At 39.1% G+C, this 24,060-nt stretch carries 22 protein-coding genes; 17 read left to right on the top strand and 5 right to left on the bottom strand.

The annotated features are described in order from the left end of the window. Nucleotides 1–164 precede the first annotated feature (164 nt). Nucleotides 165–680 (top strand): DUF6241 domain-containing protein, encoded by a 516-nt coding sequence (locus MLE13_RS13715; RefSeq protein ID WP_240750244.1) that lies wholly within the window; start codon nt 165–167, stop codon nt 678–680. A 93-nt stretch (nt 681–773) separates the two neighbouring features. On the opposite strand, the gene MLE13_RS13710 is transcribed toward MLE13_RS13715, so the two are convergent. Continuing rightward, nucleotides 774–1,598 (bottom strand): aldo/keto reductase, encoded by an 825-nt coding sequence (locus MLE13_RS13710; RefSeq protein WP_240750243.1) that lies wholly within the window; start codon nt 1,596–1,598, stop codon nt 774–776. A gap of 726 nt (nt 1,599–2,324) precedes the next feature. Here MLE13_RS13710 and MLE13_RS13705 point away from each other — a divergent pair. The 8 genes from MLE13_RS13705 to MLE13_RS13670 all read left to right on the top strand — a co-directional run bounded on the left by MLE13_RS13705 (nt 2,325) and on the right by MLE13_RS13670 (nt 10,908). Continuing rightward, nucleotides 2,325–2,564, top strand: a complete 240-nt coding sequence (locus MLE13_RS13705; protein ID WP_240750242.1) for a hypothetical protein — start codon at nt 2,325–2,327, stop codon at nt 2,562–2,564. 158 nt (nt 2,565–2,722) lie between these two features. After that, the gene (locus MLE13_RS13700; RefSeq protein WP_240750241.1) at nt 2,723–4,459 is read left to right on the top strand and encodes a DNA/RNA non-specific endonuclease; all 1,737 of its coding nucleotides are present in this window, start codon (nt 2,723–2,725) and stop codon (nt 4,457–4,459) included. Between the two features lie 178 nt (nt 4,460–4,637). Next, nucleotides 4,638–4,817, top strand: coding sequence for a hypothetical protein (locus MLE13_RS13695; protein WP_240750240.1), 180 nt, complete (start codon nt 4,638–4,640; stop codon nt 4,815–4,817). After that, nucleotides 4,814–6,232, top strand: a complete 1,419-nt coding sequence (locus MLE13_RS13690; RefSeq protein ID WP_240750239.1) for an amidase — start codon at nt 4,814–4,816, stop codon at nt 6,230–6,232. Before MLE13_RS13695 ends, MLE13_RS13690 begins: the two co-directional genes overlap by 4 nt. A gap of 149 nt (nt 6,233–6,381) precedes the next feature. Continuing rightward, nucleotides 6,382–7,323: an acetamidase/formamidase family protein gene (locus tag MLE13_RS13685; protein ID WP_240750238.1), complete on the top strand. Its 942-nt coding sequence runs from the start codon at nt 6,382–6,384 to the stop codon at nt 7,321–7,323. A 155-nt stretch (nt 7,324–7,478) separates the two neighbouring features. After that, nucleotides 7,479–8,486, top strand: a complete 1,008-nt coding sequence (locus tag MLE13_RS13680; protein WP_240750237.1) for a GNAT family N-acetyltransferase — start codon at nt 7,479–7,481, stop codon at nt 8,484–8,486. Nucleotides 8,487–8,664: 178 nt separating this feature from the next. After that, nucleotides 8,665–9,627 carry a hypothetical protein gene (locus MLE13_RS13675; RefSeq protein ID WP_240750236.1) on the top strand — a complete coding sequence of 321 codons (963 nt, stop codon included), beginning with the start codon at nt 8,665–8,667 and terminating at the stop codon, nt 9,625–9,627. A 363-nt stretch (nt 9,628–9,990) separates the two neighbouring features. After that, nucleotides 9,991–10,908, top strand: coding sequence for a N(5)-(carboxyethyl)ornithine synthase (locus MLE13_RS13670; protein WP_240750235.1), 918 nt, complete (start codon nt 9,991–9,993; stop codon nt 10,906–10,908). Nucleotides 10,909–10,953: 45 nt separating this feature from the next. Here the strand turns inward: MLE13_RS13670 and MLE13_RS13665 are convergent, their stop codons facing one another. Further along, the gene (locus MLE13_RS13665) at nt 10,954–11,715 is read right to left on the bottom strand and encodes an SGNH/GDSL hydrolase family protein (RefSeq protein ID WP_240750234.1); all 762 of its coding nucleotides are present in this window, start codon (nt 11,713–11,715) and stop codon (nt 10,954–10,956) included. Nucleotides 11,716–11,908: 193 nt separating this feature from the next. On the opposite strand from MLE13_RS13665, the gene MLE13_RS13660 reads away from it, so the two are divergent. Both MLE13_RS13660 and MLE13_RS13655 read left to right on the top strand, forming a co-directional pair. Next, entirely contained in the window at nt 11,909–12,280 is a 372-nt protein-coding gene (locus MLE13_RS13660; protein WP_240750233.1) for a helix-turn-helix domain-containing protein, read from the top strand. A 153-nt stretch (nt 12,281–12,433) separates the two neighbouring features. Continuing rightward, entirely contained in the window at nt 12,434–13,627 is a 1,194-nt protein-coding gene (locus tag MLE13_RS13655; RefSeq protein WP_240750232.1) for a cation:proton antiporter, read from the top strand. Nucleotides 13,628–13,671: 44 nt separating this feature from the next. Here the strand turns inward: MLE13_RS13655 and MLE13_RS13650 are convergent, their stop codons facing one another. After that, nucleotides 13,672–15,648, bottom strand: coding sequence for a putative bifunctional diguanylate cyclase/phosphodiesterase (locus tag MLE13_RS13650; RefSeq protein WP_240750231.1), 1,977 nt, complete (start codon nt 15,646–15,648; stop codon nt 13,672–13,674). Between the two features lie 268 nt (nt 15,649–15,916). Between MLE13_RS13650 and galU the strand changes: the two genes are divergently transcribed. Next, a complete protein-coding gene (gene galU / locus MLE13_RS13645) occupies nt 15,917–16,798 on the top strand; it encodes a UTP--glucose-1-phosphate uridylyltransferase GalU (RefSeq protein WP_240750230.1) in 882 nt (293 codons plus the stop codon). A 55-nt stretch (nt 16,799–16,853) separates the two neighbouring features. Here the strand turns inward: galU and MLE13_RS13640 are convergent, their stop codons facing one another. After that, nucleotides 16,854–17,585, bottom strand: a complete 732-nt coding sequence (locus tag MLE13_RS13640) for a polysaccharide deacetylase family protein (protein ID WP_240750272.1) — start codon at nt 17,583–17,585, stop codon at nt 16,854–16,856. 603 nt (nt 17,586–18,188) lie between these two features. Here MLE13_RS13640 and MLE13_RS13635 point away from each other — a divergent pair. The 5 genes from MLE13_RS13635 to galE all read left to right on the top strand — a co-directional run bounded on the left by MLE13_RS13635 (nt 18,189) and on the right by galE (nt 22,775). Beyond that, nucleotides 18,189–19,193, top strand: a complete 1,005-nt coding sequence (locus MLE13_RS13635; protein WP_240750229.1) for a peptidoglycan bridge formation glycyltransferase FemA/FemB family protein — start codon at nt 18,189–18,191, stop codon at nt 19,191–19,193. A gap of 181 nt (nt 19,194–19,374) precedes the next feature. Next, nucleotides 19,375–19,854 (top strand): VanZ family protein, encoded by a 480-nt coding sequence (locus MLE13_RS13630; protein WP_240750228.1) that lies wholly within the window; start codon nt 19,375–19,377, stop codon nt 19,852–19,854. A 187-nt stretch (nt 19,855–20,041) separates the two neighbouring features. Next, nucleotides 20,042–20,275 (top strand): hypothetical protein, encoded by a 234-nt coding sequence (locus MLE13_RS13625; RefSeq protein ID WP_240750227.1) that lies wholly within the window; start codon nt 20,042–20,044, stop codon nt 20,273–20,275. Nucleotides 20,276–20,410: 135 nt separating this feature from the next. Further along, nucleotides 20,411–21,538 (top strand): right-handed parallel beta-helix repeat-containing protein, encoded by a 1,128-nt coding sequence (locus MLE13_RS13620; protein WP_240750226.1) that lies wholly within the window; start codon nt 20,411–20,413, stop codon nt 21,536–21,538. A gap of 271 nt (nt 21,539–21,809) precedes the next feature. Next, on the top strand, nt 21,810–22,775 hold the full coding sequence (galE, locus tag MLE13_RS13615; protein WP_240750225.1) for a UDP-glucose 4-epimerase GalE: 966 nt from the start codon (nt 21,810–21,812) through the stop codon (nt 22,773–22,775). A 35-nt stretch (nt 22,776–22,810) separates the two neighbouring features. Here the strand turns inward: galE and MLE13_RS13610 are convergent, their stop codons facing one another. Further along, nucleotides 22,811–23,800: a GNAT family N-acetyltransferase gene (locus MLE13_RS13610; RefSeq protein WP_240750224.1), complete on the bottom strand. Its 990-nt coding sequence runs from the start codon at nt 23,798–23,800 to the stop codon at nt 22,811–22,813. Nucleotides 23,801–24,060 lie beyond the last annotated feature (260 nt).

Genomic DNA, 24,060 nt, shown 5'->3' with positions numbered 1-24,060 from the left:
ATGTAAAGTAGCGCCATCTTTGATTTTGAAGATGGTGCTTTTTACTTTATAAGTATGTACTGGTCCTGATTTCCAAGAAACGCTTGAAAGCTGTTAATGTGTCGTTCATACTAAAGTAGGGATATCGACGTACATAGAAAGACTAAAGCAAGGAGCTGCAGAATATGAAATCATTACTAAAAACAAGCGCAATAACGATTGGCGTATTGGCATTACTAGTTGCGGGCGGCTATTATTTTATCATACAAAACTCTTCAAAAGGCGGAGACATAACGAAAGTAGCCGAAGAAATCGAGAAAAGCGACGACAAAGCGGTCGCCGCAGAAAAAGATGATGAGAAAGTTGATCGTGATGACCTTAAAATGAGCGAAGTTGAACTGCAAATTTATATGCACAAAATGACACACCAAAAAATTACCGCCAGTGAAAAGAAAGGCGCAGTTGAAATGACAGCTGAACATATCGATGGGTTACTAACGATTGTCAACGCCTATGCTGATCAGTACGAACACAGCGATTTTTACTTAGCCACATTGGAGAAATGGAAAGAAGGGAATTTCTCCAATGCCGTCAATGTCCACAACACTATCTGGGATTGGCATAACGGTACGGTCGGTAGAGCGACAGGATTTATGACGCCTGAGCAAGAGCAGGATTTTGTGGAGAGAATGTTTAGGTAGTAACATAAAAAGAGGCGACCTAGTTTAAGGTCGCCTCTTTCTGTTCGTTACCGTTTAATTGCACCATGATTGATGTGCAAAAAGGGAAAGTTATTATCGTACATTCATGTCATTTGGGTGAGGTCCATTGCGGCGTTCTTTGTTTAACGCATTGATCGCTTCCATTTCTTTGTCGGTTAACTCAAAATCAAACACATCAAAGTTTTCTTCAATGCGTGACGGCGTTACCGATTTTGGAATGGCAATGGTATTGTTTTGTAAATGCCAACGCAACACAACTTGAGCCGGAGACTTTTCTTTCGACTCCGCAATTTTAGTGATAGTTGCATCTTTCAACACGTCGCCCCCTTGTTCAAGTGGACTCCAAGCTTCCAAGAAAATATCGTGCTTCGCACAAAATTCTTTCAAACTTTTTTGCGCCAAGTAGGGATGGCATTCTACTTGGTTCAATACTGGTGGAACATCGCACTCATCCAATAAACGCTGCAAATGCTCAATTTCAAAATTACAAACGCCAATCGCTTTCACGCGGCCATCGTTATACAATTTTTCCAATGCTTTATAGGTTTCAACATAATTATCAAATTCCGGAGTCGGCCAATGAATCAAATACAAATCTACGTAATCAAGTCCAAGACGGTTCAGACTTTCATCAAATGCACGTAAGGTACTGTCGTAACCTTGGTCCGTGTTCCAAACTTTAGTCGTAATAAATAAATCCTCACGCGGAATTTTTGTATCCTGCAACGCACGTCCAACACCAATTTCGTTCGTATAAATCATTGCAGTATCGATAGAAGTATAGCCAGTCTCTAACGCTTTCGTTACAACTTTCGTCGCTTCATCGTTCTCGACTTGCCACACGCCAAAGCCTAGTTGCGGCATTTTTAATCCATTATTTAATGTAATAAAATCCATTTTGCATAGCCCCTTTTTATGTATAGTAAGTTCAATTATTAGTGTACCCTATATTTCTTGGTAATAAGCACCATTTTGACTTGAAGAGACCAGATCCCCAGCGGAAAGCGCGTCCTTGCGCTTTCCCGGTCTTGGGTAATTAGGGTCTGAACTAGGGGGGAGAGGAAGAATTTGGGCATACTGTCGGAATCGGGTGGAATACTGTCCGGATTGACCAGAATACTATCGGAATCAACTCGAATACTGTCCGAATCATAATAAATACTGTCCGCAGCCCATTCTCTAACGGAAAGCGCGCATTTGCGCTTTCCTGATCTTGGGTATTTAACGGTATTGAACTTAGAGAAGGAAAAATTTGTGCATACTGTCGGATTCGAGTGGAATACTGTCCAAATTGACCGAAATACTGTCGGAATCAACTCGAATACTGTCCAATCGCAATAAATACTGTCCGCAGCCCATTCTCTAACGGAAAGCGCGCATTTGCGCTTTCCTGATCTTGGGTATTTAACGGTTTTGAACTTAGAGAAGGAAGAATTTGGTTATACTGTCGGATTCGAGTGGAATACTGTCCAAATCAACACAAATACTATCGGAATCAACTCGAATACTGTCCGAATCAGCAAAACCGTCAGCAAATCAGCTCAAAACCCCCCTCACAAAAAATGATTATCTCCCAACACAAAGGGTAAAGTACAATCAACTACACTCTTGGAGGGATAACAAATGACAAACAACTCACAAGGAAAAAACACAAATCATCAAAAAGATGCCAACGATTCGACCGTCGATAAAATTATCGAGAAAACAAGCGAAATGCTAAGTGGTGGCGACGAAGGTTGGGAATCGTCCGGGAAAAATAAAACCCACGATACACCTAATGAATCCCCAGATTATGTCCCGACCGAAGACAAAGTAATTCGCGATCCGGAAACAGGCGAAAAGAAAGTCATGAAAGATAAATAGCCTTAACGCAAAAGAAAACTCATTCCACACCAAGGAATGAGTTTTCTTTGTCCAATTATGATAAACTTTTCTTGAAGTTAATTTTTAGAATATTTAATTTATAAAATGAAAATATGACCAGAAATAGATAAACACACTCATAAAAGGGGATGAATTTAGTGGTCAATAAAATGGACAAAATTCAGCAAGAAGCCTTACAACGATATTTGAAATTTGATAAAGAACACAAAGCCGAAAAATATGCAGCAGCTTCAGAAGAAAAAATGATGACGCGGTCGAGCATTATCAATCACCACGACAATTTGGCGATTGAGCGCATTATCAACAAAAGCGATTTGTTTCCGATTGCACATTTGCAGGCAGGACTTGATGTCAGTAAAGCAGTTTGCCGCATTTCAATTCGTGGTCGTTCAGGGCAACTTGAAGGATACGGAACTGGATTTCTCGTAGGACCGAATCTTTTACTTACGAATAACCATGTACTAGAAACGGCTGAAGCGGCGATGTATGCAGTGGCGGAATTTAATTATGAAGACGATGTTCATTTTATGCCACGCGACATCATTAGTTTCCGATTGGATCCGGAGCTATTATTTATTACCGACGAAGCGCTAGATTTCACGTTAGTCGCAGTAGAATCTCATAATATGAATACAGTGCCGCTCGCAACTTTCGGTTATTTGCCGTTACTGCCAAAGCCCGGGAAGATTTTGGAAGGTGAATATGTCACTATCATTCAACATCCAAAAGGCGGTCCAAAAGCCATTACCATTCGTGAAAATGAAGTCAAATTTATCTCATCTGATTTTGTCCATTATGTAAGCGATACCGAACCTGGTTCATCAGGTTCACCTGTTTTCAATGATCAGTGGATGGTTGTCGCATTACACCATGCGGGCATACCAGATCCAAACGACAGCAACCAATGGATTGCCAATGAAGGCATCCGCATTAGCTCAATTATTCAGCACTTGAGTGAAAAGCGCAGCAGTCTAGAAACAGAGCAAGCACGCAAAATGCTCGATTATTTACTATCAGTTGTCATGCCCGGATCAACGACAACTCCGATGGAAGTAGGCGTCTTGGACGCGGATTGGTATGCAGAAGCTACAGGTTATAACAGTGAATTTTTAGGTCCGGATTTCATTGTTCCATTGCCACAATTTGATGAAGAGATGAAAAAGGATTTAGCGACAACGAAGGACGGCAAAGAGGCACTCGATTATACCCACTTTTCGGTCGCGATGAGCAAGTCGCGTCGTCTTGCTTTTTTCACGGCCGTAAATATTGATGGCGATCAACTCGTTGATGTCAAACGACGAAACGATCGCTGGTATTTTGATCCGCGAATCGATAAAGCGTACCAGTTGGGAAATGAATTCTATAAATCGAACGATATCGACCGCGGTCATCTCGTGCGACGCCGGGATCCCAATTGGGGCATTGATGCCGTGAAAGCCAATGAACACACATTCCATTTTACCAATAGTTCGCCGCAACATAAAAATTTCAATCAAAAAGTATGGCTCGACTTAGAAGATTATTTGCTCGAGAACGCACGCGACTACGATATGAAAGTGTCGATTTTCACAGGACCGGTGTTCCGAGACACTGACCGCACGTACCGAGGAGCGCAAATTCCAAATCAGTTTTGGAAAGTGGCAGTCATGGTAAAAAACGGCACCGAATTGTCAGCGACCGCTTATTTACAAACACAAGAAAATTTGATTGTTGGTGATTTGGAATTTGTTTACGGTCAGTTCCAAACCTATCAAGTACCGGTTACAAAAATTGAAGAGCTAACCGGTCTTGATTTTGGTGAATTGCGCCAAGCGGATTCATTAGCAGAAGGACAAGCGGCTCTCGTTTCGAACCGGGAAGATATCCGGCAGTAACAGCGAGTTTGATGTTGAAAATACCCATAATCTTGTATTTTAAGAGAATTTCTTGGACGACAAGGTTTTATTAAATTTATGTTTAGAAAATCTGAATTATCCATTAAATATGATAAACTGACGATAGACAACCCAGAATCTCAGACGGTTTACTATTATCTGAACGGGGGGATTTTCATTGGCTCAAGGCATTCATAGCATTTTAAAGGAACGGGGTATTCAAGTGTCGGAAGTGCATCAAGAAATACTTGCGCAGCAAATGAAGGCGTTACAAAAATTACGAGAAACGGTCGACAATTCGCAACTAAAGGATTTTGATATGGCACTGACGCATATGCCGGGAGGTGAGCGTCTGTGACTCAAGAATTAGCCGCATTATCGATTGGAGAACTCGCACCGAAACTGCGCGATAAACAAATATCGCCGGTTGAATTGACTGAATCGGTCTTGGCGAATGTGGATACTTATGACCACGACATCAATGCCTTTATCCGCATAGACAAAGAAAAGGCGATAAAATCGGCAAAAGAGGCAGAGCAGGAAATTCAAAGTGGCAATTATCGGGGGTTTTTGCACGGTATTCCAATGGCATTAAAAGATATTTTGTATTTTAAAGACGAACCAGCAACGATGGGTTCGAAAATCCATGAAGGATTTATTGCTGACTTTGATGCGACGGTCGTTTCAAAGCTCAAGCTCTCGGGAGTGACTTTTCATGGCAAGCTCAATATGCACGAATATGCCTGGGGAGCCACCACTACCAATCCGCATTACGGTGCTTGCAGAAACCCATGGGACTTGAATCGGATTCCAGGCGGGTCAAGTGGGGGTTCTGCTGCCGCGGTGGCAGCAGATATGTCAATTGCTTCTCTTGGGACAGACACGGGGGGCTCCATCCGGATTCCGGCATCGAGTTGTGGCATTATTGGTTTAAAGCCGACACATGGCCGTATTAGTAAATATGGCTGTTTTCCCTTGTCTTGGAGTCTCGATCATATCGGACCGATGACGAAAACGGTCTTTGATGCTGCGCTTTTGTTGGAAGTGCTCGGTGGCTATGATCCGAAAGATCCGACTTCGGTTGACCGGCCAACACAAAACTATTCAGGCCAATTGAATGAAGATGTTAAAGGGCTGGTAATTGGCATTGAGGAAGGTTATTTTTTCAAAAATGTCGACAATCGAGTGGATGAAGCCGTACAAAAAGCTTTGAAACAACTAGAGAAGCTAGGAGCACGAATCGAAGTGGTCCAAATCCCCTCGCTTGCGCAAGCTGAATTTGCGGAGCTCGTCACCATCACGACCGAAGCAAGCGCGATTCATCACGATAATTTGGTCAAACAGCCAGAGAAATTTGGCGATGATGTCCGCTTATTATTGGAAATGGGTGAGCTAATGTCTGGTGTGGATTATGTACAGGCTCAACAAATTCGTCGCAAGCTGAATCTCGAGTTCGCGGCAACTTTTGAAAAAGTAGATGTACTCATTTCACCGACATTGCCTTTTTTGCCGCCAGCACTTGGCGAAAGCACTGTAGATATCAACGGACAAACGCTGAGTTTTCTAGATGAAGTCATTCGCTTTACTGGACCAGGCAATCTAACGGGCTTGCCATCACTCAGTATTCCTTGCGGCGTTCGGGACGGAATGCCAATAGGTTTGCAAATCATGGGTCCGGCTTTCCAAGAAGAAAAAGTTTTGAACGTCGCTTTCGCAATCGAGAAATTGGAGTTAATGAATGGCCAGAAACCTGATTTATATAGACATAGATAAATCGGGATAAGAATGCAACTTTAAAGCGGAAAGCGCAGCATGCGCTTTCCTTGTTTTATGGTATGTAAACGGTTTTAAAGTTTGGAAAGTATTCCATATGAATTAAAATGAAGCCAAAATAACGATCCATCTAGAAAGGATGACAATACGTGACCAATAGACATAAGTTTCCGGAAGACCGCGTGCATTATACATGGGACAAGAATCCACAGCCGGTATTGACCATCGACAGTGGAGAGCAAGTGGATTTTTCTACGCGAGAAGTGGCCGACAATCAGTTTACTAAAAGCTCTACGACTAAAGACATTGATACACTCGACTGGGCAAAAGTATACCCGCTCGCAGGACCGGTCGAAATTCGCGGGGCAGAACCGGGTGACACATTGGAAGTCGAAATTGTCGAGCTAGAACCGGGAGACTGGGGATGGATGGCAATCCTGCCAGGGCTCGGGCTATTGCCGGAAGAATTTCCAGATGCCTACTTAAGGACTTTCGATTTGAGCGATGGACAATTTATTCATTTCAATGAAACCATCAAAGTGCCAATCGCTCCTTTTCTTGGCACAATGGGTGTCGGTCCAGAAAATGCCGATGGAGAAACGATTATGCCACCCGGAACATTTGGTGGCAATATGGACACGAGACATTTGACTGTCGGAACAAAATTGTATTTACCTGTGCAAGTGGCGGGTGCGATGTTTAGCTGCGGGGATGCCCATGCAGCGCAAGGGGATGGAGAAGTTTGTGTGACCGCCCTTGAATGTCCGATGCAAGCATCACTGAAATTTCGTCTAATCAAAGGCAAATCGATTCCCGCTCCACAATTTCAAACAGCTGGTGCACTAACCCCGAAAGTCGACCATCGAGGCTTTTATGGTACGACCGGTGTGGGACCTGATTTAATGGAAGCGTCACGCGACGCCATCCGTGCAATGGTGGATCATATCTCTAGCAATTACGGACTTGAACCAAAAGATGCATACCTATTATCAAGCGTTTGCGTCGATTTGAAAATTTCCGAAATCGTGGATGCTGGACAATATATTGTGAGTGCATTGTTACCACTTGCTGTATTTCAAGAAAATGGATAAATAGAAAAAAACGCTACCCAATTGGGTAGCGTTTTTTATAATCACCAAAAGTTTTCTTAATTATCTGTTTTTTTAGTAATTTTAATGATAAAATAACAAAAGAAGCATTAAATATTGAAAAAAATGGATAAGTTTAATTCTAAGGGAGAGGTCCTATGAATGAAGACATTTACTTTGAGAAAGAATATGCACAGTTGTATGAAAAAATCGAAGGTGGTTATTGCGAAGAGTTTGTATTCCAACATTCATTAGGGGTTGTCCGGCATTTATTTATCAAACGTGAAATTCCGATCAAGTTAGACAATCAAGTTTTTTATGATCTCGTCACGCCATATGGTTATGGGGGACCGCGAATTGTTAAGGGAAGAAGTGAAGATAAAGAGGAACTGGTAACTGCTTTTGAGCAGAATTTTGGAGAATATTGTCTCGAGAATGGGATAGTTTCTGAATTTGTTCGCTTTCATCCCGTTATTAGAAATCACTTAGATTTTCTGAATTCATATTCCCTTAGTTTTAAGCGGTATACGATTCAGACCCGACTCGCGGATGTAGCTGACCCTATTCTCACAGAGTATTCCGCTTCGAGTAGAAGGGACATCCGGCATGGCTTGAAAGCAGGTGTAGAATACCGTGTGATTGATCACCCAAAAGACTTGAAAAATTTTAAAGAGCTATATTATTCTACCATGCAACGAAATGCTGCAGAAATAATTTACTATTTCGATGATGCATATTTTCAGCGTTGTATCGATAAGCTTGGCGACTATTTAGTAGTTGTTGAAGTAAGTTTTGAAGACAAGGTGATTGGCATGAGTTTGAACTTCGTTTATGGAGATTATATCCACGTTCATCTTACTGGTACGCGTCAGGAGTTTCATCAGTTTGCACCGGCTTATATTTTACAATATGCACTTGCCCTTTGGGGGAAAGAGCATGGTAAAAAGCTAATTCATCACGGCGGGGGACGAACAGGACAAGTGGATGATAAACTTTATCTTTTTAAAAAGAAATTCGGGCGTAATGAAGATTTAGCGTATTATATTGGTCAAAAAATTTGGAATCAGTCTGCGTACGAACGATTATGTCAAGCTCATAACAATTCAAACGATACCGATTCATTTCCTGCTTATCGGAGCATGAAATCTTCAATTCCCATAAACTAAGCTAGCATGAGCGTATGATTTTCCTCGTGAGGTGCACTTTTTAGCCGAGAAGGTGCGGAAAAGTTGCTGCAAGGTGCGGAAATCACTGGCTGAGGTGCGGTCTTGGTCACAAAAGGTGCGGTTAACAACTATTCAGGTGCGGTCAGCCCAAATGGGTCCGTTGAAAGGGAGATCTACTATGAAAGAAATCGGTGGCTATTTTGGTTTAGAGGATTTGGTGGATAACGAGTTTTACAGTGATTTGCTAGCTCTTAATAGCGGCAGCAATGCGTTGCTGTATTTATTAAAAGCACGTCAAATTAAAAAAATACACATTCCTTATTATTTATGTGATTGCGTTAGTATATTGTTAGATAAACACGGCTATGAATATGAATATTATTATGTAGATTCTCAGTTCCATCCGATTTTTGACAAGCAGTTAGCGCTAGGCGAGTACTTATATGTCGTAAATTTATATGGCCAAATTACAGAAGAAAAAACGCGCGCATTAAAAGAAAGGTACAGTCAGCTGATTTTAGATCATAGCCAAGCCTTTTTCCAAAAACCAATTGAAGGCGTTGACACTATTTATTCTTGTCGCAAATTTTTTGGCGTTCCGGACGGCGCTTATTTAGCTACCGATGCCATGCTTTCTGAAAAACTTGAACAAGACATTTCAAAAGATCGCATGGTTCATGTACTTGGCCGAGCGGAAGGAAAAGCTAGCGACTATTATGCTGATTTTATTGTGATGAACGATGGCCTTTCTGAAGTGTCACTTCGTACTATGTCTAAATTGACAAGCAACTTAATGGGCGCTATAGATTATGAACGTGCACGTCTCGTTCGCAATGAAAACTATACTTATTTACATGAGCAGTTAGGAGCGGAAAACCCTTTGCCATTGACGATGCCAGATGGCGCGTTTGCCTATCCGCTTTTGGTCGAAGACGGCCCAACGATTCGAAAAAGGTTAGTGCAAGAGAACATCTACATTCCGCTGTTGTGGCCAAATGTTCTTGCAGATTGTCCAAAGACCAGCATTGAATATCAATACGCTGCTAACATTTTGCCTCTGCCTTGTGATCAGCGTTATACCCTTGAGGATATGGAATATTTAGTGAAAGCATTAAAAAGCCAGCTTGTTTACAAAGAGTAAGAAATGCTCCCAATACCAACACGGTTATGGGAGTATTTTTCTTGAAATATTTTCATACAGTTATCAAATGATTTCTTACATCAACAATAAATTTATAATACATCTGTACACACGTACTATGTTTATTTTCAATCATCATTACAAAGTACTTATAATGTTTCCGGAATATGGTATGATGCAGAGTAGGTCAGCTTTTCGGAAGAGGCATGCGAAAACAATTATTGAATGTTGTTCGGTCGCTGTTCTAGGACATGCCTATTATATGCGGACCAAGAGTTACAGATTTCATTAATTGGAGGTTTTATTATTTACACGATAGGATTTGTCATCAGTCATAAAAACAATGAAAAACGAAGAGCGCTTTTGCCGAAAGATATGCCGAACATCAAAAACATTGAACAATTGTTTTTTGAAGTGGGCTATGGCGATGCGCTTGGTTATTCAGACGCAGAATATGAAGTTTCTGGCGCGCAATTTGTGTCTCGCGAAGAAGTATTGAAATGTGACGCTATTGTTGATGTGAAACTAGGAAACGCAGATTATTTTGATCAATTAACACCTGGGAAATTATTAATTGGTTGGGCTCATGCCGTACAAGATATCGCATTTACGGATTCTGTTCTTGCGGGTGACCATACAGTGGTGGCTTGGGAAGAAATGTTCGAAGATGGTCGTTATATTTTCTATCGCAACCGAGAAGTTGCTGGGGAAGCAGCAGTTTTGCAAGCGTACCAATATGTCGGAAAAATGCCGTATGAAACAAAAGTAGCGGTTCTTGGAAACGGTCATACCACAAAAGGCGTGCTGCGCATTCTTCACGGCTTAGGCGCTGATGTCGATGTTTACGGACGTAAGTTAGAGTCATTGTTTATTAAAAACATGGTCAATTACGATGTCCTTGTAAACTGCGTAATGTGGGATACGACACGTACCGACCGCATCATCTACAAAGAAGATTTGAAACGCTTGAAAAAAGGCGCGATGATTATTGATGTGAGTTGCGACCCGAACATGGAAATTGAAACGTCTCGCCCGTCGACAATTGATGATCCTGTTTATACAATAGACGGTATTATTCACTACACAGTAGACAACACGCCAGCGATGTTCCCGCACACGGTGACTAAAGTGTTGAGTGAAGGGTTTTCGCCGATGGTCGATCGTTTTGTCGAAGGCAATTGGACGGACATGATTCGCAATTCTGTGGTCATTGAAAACGGCCATATCCTCGATCACCATATTAAAGAATTTAGAGAAGCTAGAAACCTATTAGTAAAATAAATTCGAAAAAGCGTTTCGCGATCAATTGATCACGAGACGCTTTTATCATGGTTTGATTATCTCTGAAGTAAAGTACAATTTAAACTGTTCGGATAAGTAAGTTTGACCTCTAATATTCGGATGCAACTTGTTTTGCATCAAATCAAGTTGAGAAATATTTTTGGCATGAACATCATCGGCCATTACTTGATAAAAATCAAATAAGTAAACGCTATCTTGGGTTGTGAGTTCACGGCTTGCTTCTATATAAATCTGCATTTTTACGTTGTCCTCAGCAGAAGTCGTTGGATTTGGCGTTCGAATAATGACTTCCGTATCACTAGAGTCAAGGATTGCATCAATAATCACTTGATAATCGGCGGCGTACTCTTTTACTGGAATTTTCCAAGCGCCTAATGCATCATTTAAACCTGCAGAAATCACGACTAAATCAGGTGCATGTTTAATGACGTCAGTTTCGATTCTTTTTTTCATATGAGAGACGGTATTTGCGTTCATGCCCGCATTGATAATTTTTACTTGATCCGGATAATTTTTGTTAAACCAACTGGCTAACAAGCCGACATGATTCAAATTACCATCGGGCAAGGAATCGTCTGATGTGACATAATCTCCTAGGAAAACAATTGTCACAGGTTTACCAGATGTTAGCTTAGTAGAAAAGCTACTAGGCAAGGACTGTGTTTCAACCGTTTTCGTATGAAGTGCACTTTCGTCGGATAATTGAATACTGTTTAAATTTCTTTCACCAGTGATTACGATGAATATGAGGGCAATCAATAATAAGTAAATCAATTTTTTTAACATCCTAATACCCACCTTTCACTTCTGTATTAATTCAATTTTACCACAACTTGAATCTTAATTAGTTGAAATTTCAGATTTTTTATAGGTATTTAGCTTCGAAATCAACTATAGCGCTACTTTACAAGTTTGCTAGCGAGTTTGAGCGGGGTAATATAGGAGATATAGCCAATACAGAAATAAAGGAGGCGATAAAATGGAGAGAATAGGACAAAAAATAAGAGAGTTAAGAGAAAGTCATCACTTGAGCGTGGATGATTTAGCTTCAAAATTAGGCATTGCCAAATCCGTAGTCTGGGGTTATGAAAGTGGCAAAAAGCAAGTGAGGGTTTCCCATTTACAATTGCTAGCCGATTATTTTGAAGTTCCTGTAGATTTTATATTGGAACGCAATCAACCGACGAATAAGCTTGATTTTATACAACTAGCTGATTTAAATTCGGTGAATTTAGTAGTAGACGATCATCCATTAAGTGAAGAAGAGTTGGCAGATGTCATGTCCTATTTACAAGTTAAACGTCGTTTAAAAGAAGACGGCCTGCTGCAAGAAAAACAAACTGCAAAATAAAGAACATATAAATAGAAGTATTTTTTAAATTTTTTCCTGTCAATATAGAAACAACCGGACCGTAACTACTAGACGGTCCGGTTGTTTTGTTTGATAGATTCGCTTTACGGGAACTTGGGTACCTACGGACGTTTTACTTTTGGGGGGATGGCATTGTCGGCTGCACTCGTGACAACTTTATTGTGCATAGGTTATTTAGTATTCACCATTGATAAAAAACAAGAAAACTTCCCAGTACCGGTTGTGCTCGTATTAATTGGTATTGGCTTATCTTTTATCCCTTATTTTGCAGACGTCAAAGTGACTGAGACCTTGATTTATGATGTCTTTTTACCAGGTTTACTTTTTGTATCTGCTTATCAGTTTTCGGCAAAAGCTTTGCGAAAAAATGCAGGTATTATTGGCTTGTTAAGCACGGTTGGACTTGGGTTAACGGTTGTCCTAGTGGGACTGGCTATTTATTGGATTGGTGGATGGTTCTTTTCGATTTCATTAGCAGGAGCGTTTGTGGCTGCTGCAATTTTGGCACCTACAGACCCAGCTTCTGTCGTATCCATTTTGAAAAAATCATCACCTGACAAAAATATTGCGGATATTGTTGATGGGGAATCGATGATTAATGATGGCACGAGCATTGTGTTGTTTAGTGTGTTGTCAGCGATGTATTTGCAATCCGAATCACTGGATGTTTTTGCTGCATTAGGTGAATTTCTTTATGTTTCTGCAGGTGGTGTGATTCTAGGCATTACAGTCGGATGGCTATTAAGTAAGGCCGTTCACATTACGCATCACAAGGATTACCAAGTGATGCTCAGCATTGTACTCGCTTACGGTGCGTTCCAACTGGCAGAAAGCTTTGGGTTTTCAGGTGTATTAGCGACTGTTTCAGCAGGTATTATGTTGTCGTGGGAGTTTTCACATATCAATAAAGAAGATCATTACCGCGAAGCGTTATCAGGATTTTGGAGCGTGGTAGAACCTTCACTGCTCGCATTATTGTTTTTACTAATTGGTATCGAAGCCACGAAATACTTATCATGGGACAATTGGATACTAGCGATTTTGATTTTATTTGCGAGTATTGCCATTCGCTTTGTCGTAGTCGGCAGTAGCTTTAAATTATTAGCAGGTAAGCAACATAGCGCTATTTGGAAAAAAGCATTGCTTATTTCTTGGTCTGGCATACGTGGGTCCATGTCGGTGTTCTTACTGCTGCAACTAGGAGCCATGGGAAACGGCGAGATCGCAAGCGAACTAATTTCGCTCAGTTTTTCAGTTGTTATTTTATCCTTAATCATTCAAAGTTTGGGCATTCATCCTTTATCAAAAATGCTAGATAGCAAATAAAATAGCCCGTACCGGAAATTCAACTTCCGGCATGGGCTATTAAATTAGACTTTAGAATACAATTCTTCAATTTTCTCAGGCAATAATGGCTTTTGGAAATAATAGCCTTGTGCTTGATTGCAACGCTTATTTTTTAAGTAAACTAGTTGGTCTAACGTTTCTACACCTTCTGCAATAACGTTCAATCCCAAATTGCGCGCCATTTGAATAATAGTATCGACTAAAGCGGCATCTTTAGCATCTTTGTTAATATTACGTGTGAAATATTGATCAATTTTCAAACTATCGATAGGGAACAACTTTAAATAACTCAAGGAAGAATAGCCAGTACCAAAATCATCTATAGATAAATGGATGCCCATTGCTTTTAATTCCTGCATTTTAGTAATGGCGGATGTGGCGCCTTGAATCAGACTTTCCGTCAGTTCAAGTTCAAGAAATTCCGGTGCTAACTGTGCATCTTCTAAAGCCGAAGTAATTACTTCAGAAATATTGCCTTGTGAAAATTGCTTGGCAGAAATATTGACGGCTACTCGGAAAGGTTCAACGCCAGCATCTTGCCAAGCTTTTGTTTGTTGACAAGCCGTCCGAAGAACAAACTCACCGATGTGGAGAATCATGCCGTTTTCTTCAGCAATCGGTATAAACTCAGCAGGTGAAATCGGACCTAACTTGGCATGGTTCCAACGAACAAGTGCTTCTACTCCAATAATGCGTTCGGTTTCTATATCGATTTGTGGTTGATAGTGAACAGAAAATTCACCAAGCTCTAATCCTTTCCGGATGCTCATGGCGATTTTAGATTTGCGAGAGATCAAGTCGTTCATGTCAGACGTGAAAAATTGAAAGTTGTTTTTGCCTTCTTCTTTAACACGATACATGGCAATGTCGGCATTTTTGATTAAAGTTTCAGAATCCGTACCATCTGCTGGAAACAAGCTTGCACCGATTGAGGGCGTGATGAATACTTCTTCGTCGTTTAGTAAAAAGGCGTGGTTCAAGACGTTTAAAATTTTTCGCGCGATGGCTTCTGCTTTAGTGTAATTACTATTGGGTAGCAACAAAATGAATTCATCACCACCAAGCCTTGCAAGCGTGTCAGCTTTACTAATACAGGACTTAATCCGGTGAGCCACTTCTATCAATAGCTGGTCACCCGTTTGGTGTCCATACGTGTCATTTATTAGCTTAAATTGATCAAGATCTAAATACAAAACCGTGTGAATCGTACTGGTATCAATTGCTTGATCAAGCGTGGACTCAAGTCGATCGTTGTATAAGCGGCGATTTGGTAAGCCCGTCAGCGAATCCAAATAAACTAAATTACTGATTTTTTCCTCGCTATTTCTCCGATCGGTAATGTCCCGAAAGATTAAGCTATGATAATCACCTCTGACTGTTTCCCAAAAACCTGTGGATAATTCAACTGGAAATTGGCTGCCGTCTTTTTTTAAGCCTATAAGTTCACGAATTTGTCCGACAAGCTCGTGACTACAAGTACCGGGATAATCGTCAGGAAAGATGATACAGACATTTTGATCGATTACTTCATCTTTATCGTAACCGAAAAGAGACTCAGCACCTTGGTTCCATTGGGTAATAATGCCATTGGCGTCGGTTACGACAATACCATCCGTTGCGGTTTCGATAAGAGAATCAAATTGACGTGTATATTCATCAGCTAACAGTTTTACTTTGTTGCTATGTAGATTGAATATAGAGACTAGTAAAGTCATCACGATGATCATACCAATAATATAATCTACATAATTACTGCTCGTTGGAAGGAGTGTTGTAGTCAAAGGCAAATCCACCGGTAAAGCTGCAATGCCGATAAATTGAATTGACCATATTCCAAGTTCCATAACGAGAGTACTAAACAAAATCCATTTGACTCTTGCTTTTCCAACGGCCTCAAATCGAGTGTTGTTAATGTTCAACGTGATAAAAAAAGAGCAAAATACAATAATAATCGAAATAACGATTAACACAGAGTCATAGGATAATGGTGAAACATTCAACTAATTTACACTTCCTTTATGTGGTACAGAGTAAAACGATACAGTTTTTTGTGAAAAAAATAAAAAAATGAAAACAAACAAGGTCATTCGATGTATTTATATTAACATATATGTAAATATTTTTTACTAATTTTACAAAATTTTTAATTAAATTTAGTAATTAAAAGTATATTTACTATCGGGACTTTTTTAAATATTAGCTTTATAATAGAAAAATGTTATTATTAAACAGTAGATAACTGAAAACTAAGGATAAGAAGGTGAAAAGATGCGAGTGAAAAAAGCAATCATTCCTGCTGCGGGTCTTGGTACACGATTTCTTCCGGCGACAAAAGCTATGCCAAAAGAAATGTTGCCCATCGTTGATAAGCCGACAATCCAGTACATAGTCGAAGAGGCAATCGCTTCTGGCATCGAGGACATTATTATTGTTACAGGTAAGGGTAAGCGTGCCATTGAAGATCATTTCGATCATGCTTTCGAATTGGAAGACAATTTGTTTAAAAAAGGAAAAATCGATATGCTGGATTCCGTCTTAGAAACTTCCAATGTGGAAATTCACTATATCCGTCAAAAAGAACCACTTGGTCTTGGTCATGCGATATGGTCTGCGCGCCGATTTATCGGTAACGAGCCTTTTGCTGTCCTATTAGGTGATGATATTGTAGAAAACGAAGAACCTTGTCTAGCTCAATTAATGAAACAAAACGAATCGACTGGTAAAAGTGTCATCGGCGTTAAGCAAGTTCCAGAAGACGAAACGCATCGCTACGGTATTATCAACCCGATTTCAATTGAAGGAAAATTGATCAAAGTCGATAATTTTGTAGAGAAACCACCGGCAGGAACTGCACCTTCAAATTACGCAATTATGGGTCGTTACATTTTAACTCCCGAAATTTTCGAGTTTCTTGAACAACACGAACTTGGTGCCGGTGGTGAAATTCAACTGACAGATGCCATCCAAAAACTCAATGAAGTCCAAGAGGTTTATGCTTATGAGTTTGACGGACGCCGATTTGATGTTGGTGAAAAATTTGGCTTTATTGAGACAACGATTGAGTTTGCTTTAAAGCGTCCTGAATTAAGAGAGCGGTTGTTGAAGCTCTTTGAGGAGAAGTTAAAAGAATCCTTTATCAATGAAAAATAATGAAAGTAAATACACATTAAAAAAGCAGCGACCATTATTCCTTGGTCGCTGCTTTTTAATCGGATTCAATGAGTTGAATCAATTCCTGACCAGAATACATACCGTCAGCAGTGATTCGTTTTAATTCGAAAGGCGATGAATTTTGAGTATTGGTCCCAGTATGAATGGTGAAAGCCATTTTATAGCCTGTTTTTTTTGCTAGACGAATTGTATCGGCCGTGTACTCACCGTATGGATAGCTAATTGCGACAACTTCAGTACCAACATTTTTCTCGATGGTATTTTTAGCTGTATATAAATCCGTAAATGTACGATCTTCAGACTCTTGCTGTGTTTCTAATTTGTTATCTGTAAACAAGCGGCTTGTAATGAGTCCACGGTCTTGCTGCTGGAAATCGGGCTGTTTGGAATGAGAATCCCATGTATGACTTTGAATACTCATCGTTCCCGTCATTGCTCTAGCTTGCTGCCAAGAAAACTTTTCATATTCACCAGCAGTACCGCCATTGGTTTCGAAAATGCGACTTGCAATCACATAAATACTTGCTTTCATGTTTAGCTCTTTTAGTATCGGAAAGGGAATTGTGTAATTACTAATATAGCCGTCGTCAAACGTAATTAGCACCGATTTATCAGGCAATGGGGCATTGGTTTCTAAATGAGCAAGTAATTCCTCTTTAGTGATACTCGTGTAGCCAGCTGACTTTAAAGAGAGCATTTGTTCTTTGAACCGGACCGGATCGACACTAATAGAGTCATTTCGACCTGGAATCAAAATATGATACATCAATACGGGAATATCTACGGAGTTGTTTTCGAAGAGCTGATAGGAACAACAGTAGCCTCTTCGTTCCAACCCATTTTGAAGCCATAATACTCCAAAATAAAACGTAGTGGTGTCCCCATCAGTAAATTTGATGAAGTTTGAGTGGCAGGTAGAAGTTTAAAATTGCCGAAGCGATTGTCCGTATAGTTCGATTCTGCTTTTACACTCGAAAGTGAAAGACAAATACCAATTAGAAATAAAAGATTTAAAACGAATTTATACTTTTCATTTCACCTCATATTTCTGCATATGTACAACAAATCTTTTTTGTGAAAAATAGTAATATAAAGTTATCGCAAGTAAATATATGTATAAAATAAACACTTAAATAGGTATTTATTATTAATTATGAAATTATTGCTATCTCTTTAGAATCAATTTAGTTTAAATAAATTTCTTACTAATATTAAAATACTGAATATTCTAAAAAAAAAATTAATTTGTAGATTTATAATTATTTTGTGCTAAAATAAGTGATAGCAGAATCGAATTTGTAAGTGAATGGAAATTTGTATCTAAAAATAATGGAGCGCTTACAAAAAGTGTTGAGGAGGCATCTACAAGTTGAGAGATATTTATTTTGAAAAAGATTACGGTCGCTTATATGAACAGATTGAAAATGGTGTTTGCGAAGTTTTTGAGTTTCAACATCCACTTGGAAAGGTCAACCACTTATTCATTAAGAGGCCCATTTCTATGAACATGACTGAAGAAGTTTTCTACGATATTACAACTCCATATGGATACGGAGGTCCACGTATTATCGATTGTGAAGAAGCACATAAATCTGAATTAGTTCAAGCTTTTCAAAATGCTTTTAAGGAATACTGTCAAAACGAAAATATTATCTGTGAGTTTGTCCGGTTTCATCCTTTGTTCTCAAACGCTAAAGATTTTGAAGGTTGTTATGAATTGACGTTTCGTCGCTTTACCACCGGAACAAACTTAAAAGATTATGAAGATCCAATTAAATCAGAGTTCTCGAGGTCAAAGCAAAAAAGTATTCAAAAAGCTTTAAACGCAGGTGTTGAATACCGTATAATTGTTGATCCTCCTGACTTAGAAAATTTTAAACGACTCTATTATGAAACAATGAAAAGAAGAGACGCAACATCAATTTATTATTTTGATGACGCATACTTTAATGGTCTTCTTAAATCATTTGGTAAGAATATTATTGTTGTAGAAGTCCTCTATGAAGGGAAAGTAATTGCTAGTGGTTTAAACTTTGTTTATGAGAAGTTTATTCATATTCATTTATCAGGAACTACACAGGAACATCAATGTTTATCATCAGCTTTTGTGATGAGATACGCTTTAGTATTATGGGGGAAAGAACATGGCATGGAGCTAATTCATGAAGGTGGTGGTTTAACAGGCAACCCTGATGATTCGTTATATCTTTTTAAAAAGCAATTCGGGAAAAACACTGAATTTCCATTCTATGTAAGTTATAAAATTTGGAACCAAAAAGTATACGATTTATTGTGTAAGGTTGTTTGGGTGGATAAAGATAAGGTGTCTTTTCCAGCTTATCGTTCTAAACCATTAAATTTAGTCGGAAATTGACTTGATATCGATACCCAATCGTGTATGAATGAGAGAAGTTTGCGTCTTATAGCAACTTCTCTTTTAATTTTGTATAGGAAAGGCATTGGGATTTAGAACTCTCTCAGTTACTACTTTTTTGAAGGATGCTATAATAAGATTCATAGAGTAGAAACGATTATAATAGAAAAGGATTTGTCATATGAAAGTAAATAAACTTGTTTCATGGATTGCAGTCTTTTCCTGGATGGCTATCATTTTTTATCTTTCTCATCAACCAGGTTCAGCTTCTAGCCACTTAAGTTCTGGTATCGTCGCAGCATTGTTAAATTTTATCGATGGAGTAGCACCGCAACTAGATATTGATATCGAAAGCTTTCATACGTTTATTCGTAAAAATGCCCATTTTATCGCCTATTTCTTACTTGGTTTATTGAGTTTAAATGCTTGGAGAAGTAGCGGTTTTAGAGGCGTTAAACAGTTGATGTTAAGTTTTGGATTGAGTGTCTTGTTTGCGGTAACTGACGAAATTCATCAATTGTTTATAGAAGGGCGCAGCGGAGAAGTTAGAGACGTTTTGATCGATAGCTCTGGTGTGGGATTAAGTGTACTGATTTATATGGTGTTTTGTAATTTATGGGATTATAAGAAAGTAAATACAATAAAAAGAAATATAAAATAGAATATTGACAAAAAATAGTTTGAATTTAAGCTGAAAGGTTTATGTTATTCCGTATTACTGGTACATATGAATCTAGTATTTGGTCTGGATTAAGCGTAAAATGGATTAAATCAGAAAGAATAATGGCAATTGTAAGGAGAAGTGCAATCATGACAGCAACTGGTTTACTTAAAAAGAGGTGGAGTATATGTGGGCTTTAATAACAGGCGGTTTTGTGTTTGGAATGGCTGTTATTTTCTCATTGGGCAAAGCAAGCTCTAAGCGTGAAGAAGCAACTTACAGTCATCGTGAAGAATTGTTGGCACGCAGCAAAGACAACGAGTCCGAATCAGAAACAACTGTAATGGTGCACAATGAATCGACTGATCAGCAACAACCACATAAAGGAAATACCGCACGACATCCATCAGAGCAGGTCTAATGGATGTCGTGTTTTTTAGTACTTATTACCCTATTTTAGTATATTTTCTGAATTATCGGACAACAAACTATTATTTTTGGTGCTCTGTCTGTATGATAAGGATGAAATGAATTGCTACTAAAGGAGGTGTCTTTAGTGAAGACGAAAACTATTGGGTTTCTTTTTTTAGTTCTGTTAGGCATGGCTGGCTTTAGTTATTTATTTCTAGTAATAGAAAAACTGACGAAGGACAATGAAGCTCAAAACGGACCTGAAAGCTATAGTGCGAGTTTCGATGCAGCGGAAGATAAGACGGTAGAACTTCAAACGGCCATTGATGACACTCCAGCTGGAGGTACATTGGAAATCCCACCTGGCGTTTACAAGCTTAGTAAAAATCCTGACCATAAAGCAGTTACGGGATATGGAGACAGTTATTTTGCATTGAAAATCTCGAAGCCAATTACGATCCTCATGGAGGAGGCAATTTTTCAAACAGATACAGATGATGAATATGGCGTATTTTGGGTCGATAAAACAGAAGATGTTCATTTGCAAGGCGGGTTTTTAATTGGAGAACGATTGCCAGAAGAGGGCTCATTAACTTCCCATATTGGTATATTGTTTCTTTACACACATGATAGTTCGATTGAGAACACGTATATCAAAAACTTTTCCCAAGGTGTACATCTAAATCATTCAAATCAAAACATTGTTCGGAAAGTAACGTCTGAATTTAACTACGGCTCTGGCATCATTAATTTTGATTCAAATCAAAACTTGATTGACTCATGCGTGGTACGAAATTCGGGGGATGGTCATTTATCTTTATATGGTGGGGGCAAAGATAATCATGTTATCAATTGCCTAGTTACCGAAGATCGTCCAGGTTATGAGGATCAACAAGGCATTACTGTAGAAGGCGAAACAGGAAGTGTAATCGAAAACAACACAGTTAGCGGATTTTACTATGGCATCGACATAAAAAATGACTCAAAATCAAATGTCATAGAATCGAATATTTCATTTAACAACGAGTACAATATCGCAGTGCGTGGTGGTGATGGTGGTGAAAACCTGAAGCTGCCGAGTTACAATACACAGATTTTAAACAATATGGTTGTTGATCCGCGCAATAAATCTTCTTATGGAATTTACGTTGGCGCGGGAAGTGGTCATGTGGTCATTGGCAATACATTAAATTTCGACAACCTAATCATGCCAGATGAAGATTTAGCAATTTATGAAAGCGAAAACTATTTTGTCGAAGAAGATGATGACTAAATATTAACTAGCAGGCGCGTTTTCTAATAGAGCCATTTATGGCTTTTAGAAAACGTGTTTTGTTATTGCAAGTGCGGTTTAGGTGCGTTGAGATGCGAAAAAGTATGTTTGAGGTGCGGTTCTAGCTTGGTAAGGTGCGGTTAACCCTTGATGAGGTGCGCTCGGAACAAAATAAGGTGCGCTCACACATTTTTATATGAAATAAATATACCTGCAAATGGTACAATTGGAAATATAGGAGCTTTTTTCAAATAAAGGAGGTCAAGATTTTATGGCGATTTTAGTTTGTGGAGGCGCGGGGTATATTGGCAGTCATACCGTCAAAGAATTAGTAAATACATATGAGGTTATCGTGTTGGATAACTTGACGACTGGTTTTGAACAATTGATCGACCCAAAAGCCGCTTTTGTAAAAGGGGATTTAGGGGATCCGGCGATTTTAGATGACATTTTCACTACGCATGATATCGATGCGGTATTTCACTTTGCAGCGAACAGCTTAGTAGGTGAATCAGTCGAAAATCCATTAAAGTACTACCGCAATAACGTTGGTGCGACTTTGGTGTTGTTAGACAAAATGATTGAGCATGGTGTGAAGCGCTTTATCTTTTCTTCCACAGCAGCAACTTATGGCATTCCTGATACAGACATGATTACAGAAAAAACAAAAACAAACCCAATCAATCCATACGGTCGTTCTAAGCTAATGATTGAGCAAATTTTAGCTGATTTAGCCAATGTCCATGATTTTCAATATGTTGTATTGCGCTATTTTAACGCAGCAGGTGCACATGAATCTGGCGAAATTGGTGAAAGCCATGATCCGGAATCTCATTTAATTCCTATTGTACTTCAGCATCTTCTTGGACAACGCGACAAAATTTCGGTATTTGGTACAGATTATGAGACGGCTGATGGAACGTGCGTCCGTGATTATATCCACGTGACTGATTTAGCGCGTGCGCATATTTTATCATATGAAGGTATGGCTGGTGGCAAAATTGCGAACAAAACGTACAACCTTGGCAACGGCGCAGGATATTCTGTTAAAGAAATTATTGAGACGTGTCAGCAAATATCTGGCAAGGAAGCTGTGGTTGATTATGCAGCAAAACGTGCGGGAGATCCGGCGGCTCTTGTAGCTTCATCTGATAAAATCAGTGAAGAATTAGGATGGAAGCCAGCCTTTAATTTGAACGATATCATTTCAAGTGCTTGGGCATGGCATTCAAATTAAAAAATGGGAAGCAGATTTTTCTGCTTCCCATTTTTCTATGGCCAGCGATAAGCTGGGAATAGTCCGCTATCTGAACTAACGTTAGCGGCCTCATTTAATTTGTCATAAATTTCTTCATTCCAGACTTTGTTGCCGACATAATAGTCGAATTCAGTATTTTTGCCAAATCTCTTTTTGAATAAATACAGCGAGTCATCAGGACCCGGGTTCACGCCGCCTCCTGAGTGAATGTATTCAACTCCATGTTCTTGGGCCCATAATACAATGGCGTAGGTCATGACATAAACAGGCGACAAGTGATTGATGTCACCGTCGATAGTGCCTGATAGGTGAGTATGTACATATGGACCTGTGTGGAAATGAAGTTCTGCACCAATCACTTTTGAATCGTAGATAGCTTCAACTAAGATTATTTTTTCGCCTAAATTTTCAATCATTTTTGAGAAGTATTCATCGTCAAATAAGTAAAAGTCTTCAGCACCTACCCGTTTCATTGTTGTGAGGTAGATTTCCTGAAACTGGTCTAGGTTAGATGGATTTTTTGTGATTCGATAAGTCACACCATCTCTTAATGCTTTACGAATTCTCTTGCGGGTCGAGCCCGAAAATTCTTCTTGTATTGGATCTTCAAAACCTTTCAAAGTAATTCCTGTAGTATGACGTCTAAAAAGAACGTTATAGCAAGAATCAAAATCTTGAGCGTTTTCTACAAGCGGGTGAAAGCGAACAAATTCACTGACGATATTATGTTCTAAGCTATAATCTTGAAAGGCTTGGCAGAAAAGAGTAACTAACTCATCTTTACGTGTCTTATCTTTTAAATCGGTAATAACTGGGCCTCCATAACCGTATGGTGTGAGCAAATCATAGTATGGTCCGTCTTCCACAGGAATTGGAATTTCTCTTTTGATAAACTGGTGATAAACCGTACCTATTGGATGTTCGAATTCAAAAACTTCACAATTTCCTCCTTCGATTTTTTCGTAAAGTTCGACATAATCTTTCACGAAAAATAAGTCTCTCATAAAGTAAAACCTCATTTCCTTATAATTTTTATGAGAATTTTTAAGTTCCCTTTTCTCTAAGAGTTCATCTAAAAGTAATTCGTAATCCCATTAATATGACTAAATTTTCAAAAAACATCTTGTTAATTGATTATAGCGAACATTTTAAAGGAATGCGAGGGGGTAAAATATTTCTTTAGTCCTGTTTATAAAAAAAATATAGGCTATAGGTTAGAGTAACGAAGTAAATGGCTATATTTATATAAAAAATATTCAGAAAA

This window comes from Planococcus halocryophilus (assembly GCF_022489025.1).
Lineage (GTDB): Bacteria > Bacillota > Bacilli > Bacillales_A > Planococcaceae > Planococcus > Planococcus halocryophilus_A.
This window is presented reverse-complemented; position numbering and strand designations above follow the sequence as displayed.

Coding starts and splice junctions, on each gene's coding strand:
- MLE13_RS13715 (WP_240750244.1), top strand. CDS start 165: ATGAAATCATTACTAAAAACAAGCGCAATAACGATTGGCGTATTGGCA.
- MLE13_RS13710 (WP_240750243.1), bottom strand. CDS start 1,598: ATGGATTTTATTACATTAAATAATGGATTAAAAATGCCGCAACTAGGC.
- MLE13_RS13705 (WP_240750242.1), top strand. CDS start 2,325: ATGACAAACAACTCACAAGGAAAAAACACAAATCATCAAAAAGATGCC.
- MLE13_RS13680 (WP_240750237.1), top strand. CDS start 7,479: ATGAATGAAGACATTTACTTTGAGAAAGAATATGCACAGTTGTATGAA.
- MLE13_RS13675 (WP_240750236.1), top strand. CDS start 8,665: ATGAAAGAAATCGGTGGCTATTTTGGTTTAGAGGATTTGGTGGATAAC.
- MLE13_RS13665 (WP_240750234.1), bottom strand. CDS start 11,715: ATGTTAAAAAAATTGATTTACTTATTATTGATTGCCCTCATATTCATC.
- MLE13_RS13660 (WP_240750233.1), top strand. CDS start 11,909: ATGGAGAGAATAGGACAAAAAATAAGAGAGTTAAGAGAAAGTCATCAC.
- galU (WP_240750230.1), top strand. CDS start 15,917: ATGCGAGTGAAAAAAGCAATCATTCCTGCTGCGGGTCTTGGTACACGA.
- MLE13_RS13640 (WP_240750272.1), bottom strand. CDS start 17,585: ATGTATCATATTTTGATTCCAGGTCGAAATGACTCTATTAGTGTCGAT.
- MLE13_RS13630 (WP_240750228.1), top strand. CDS start 19,375: ATGAAAGTAAATAAACTTGTTTCATGGATTGCAGTCTTTTCCTGGATG.
- MLE13_RS13625 (WP_240750227.1), top strand. CDS start 20,042: ATGTGGGCTTTAATAACAGGCGGTTTTGTGTTTGGAATGGCTGTTATT.
- galE (WP_240750225.1), top strand. CDS start 21,810: ATGGCGATTTTAGTTTGTGGAGGCGCGGGGTATATTGGCAGTCATACC.
- MLE13_RS13610 (WP_240750224.1), bottom strand. CDS start 23,800: ATGAGAGACTTATTTTTCGTGAAAGATTATGTCGAACTTTACGAAAAA.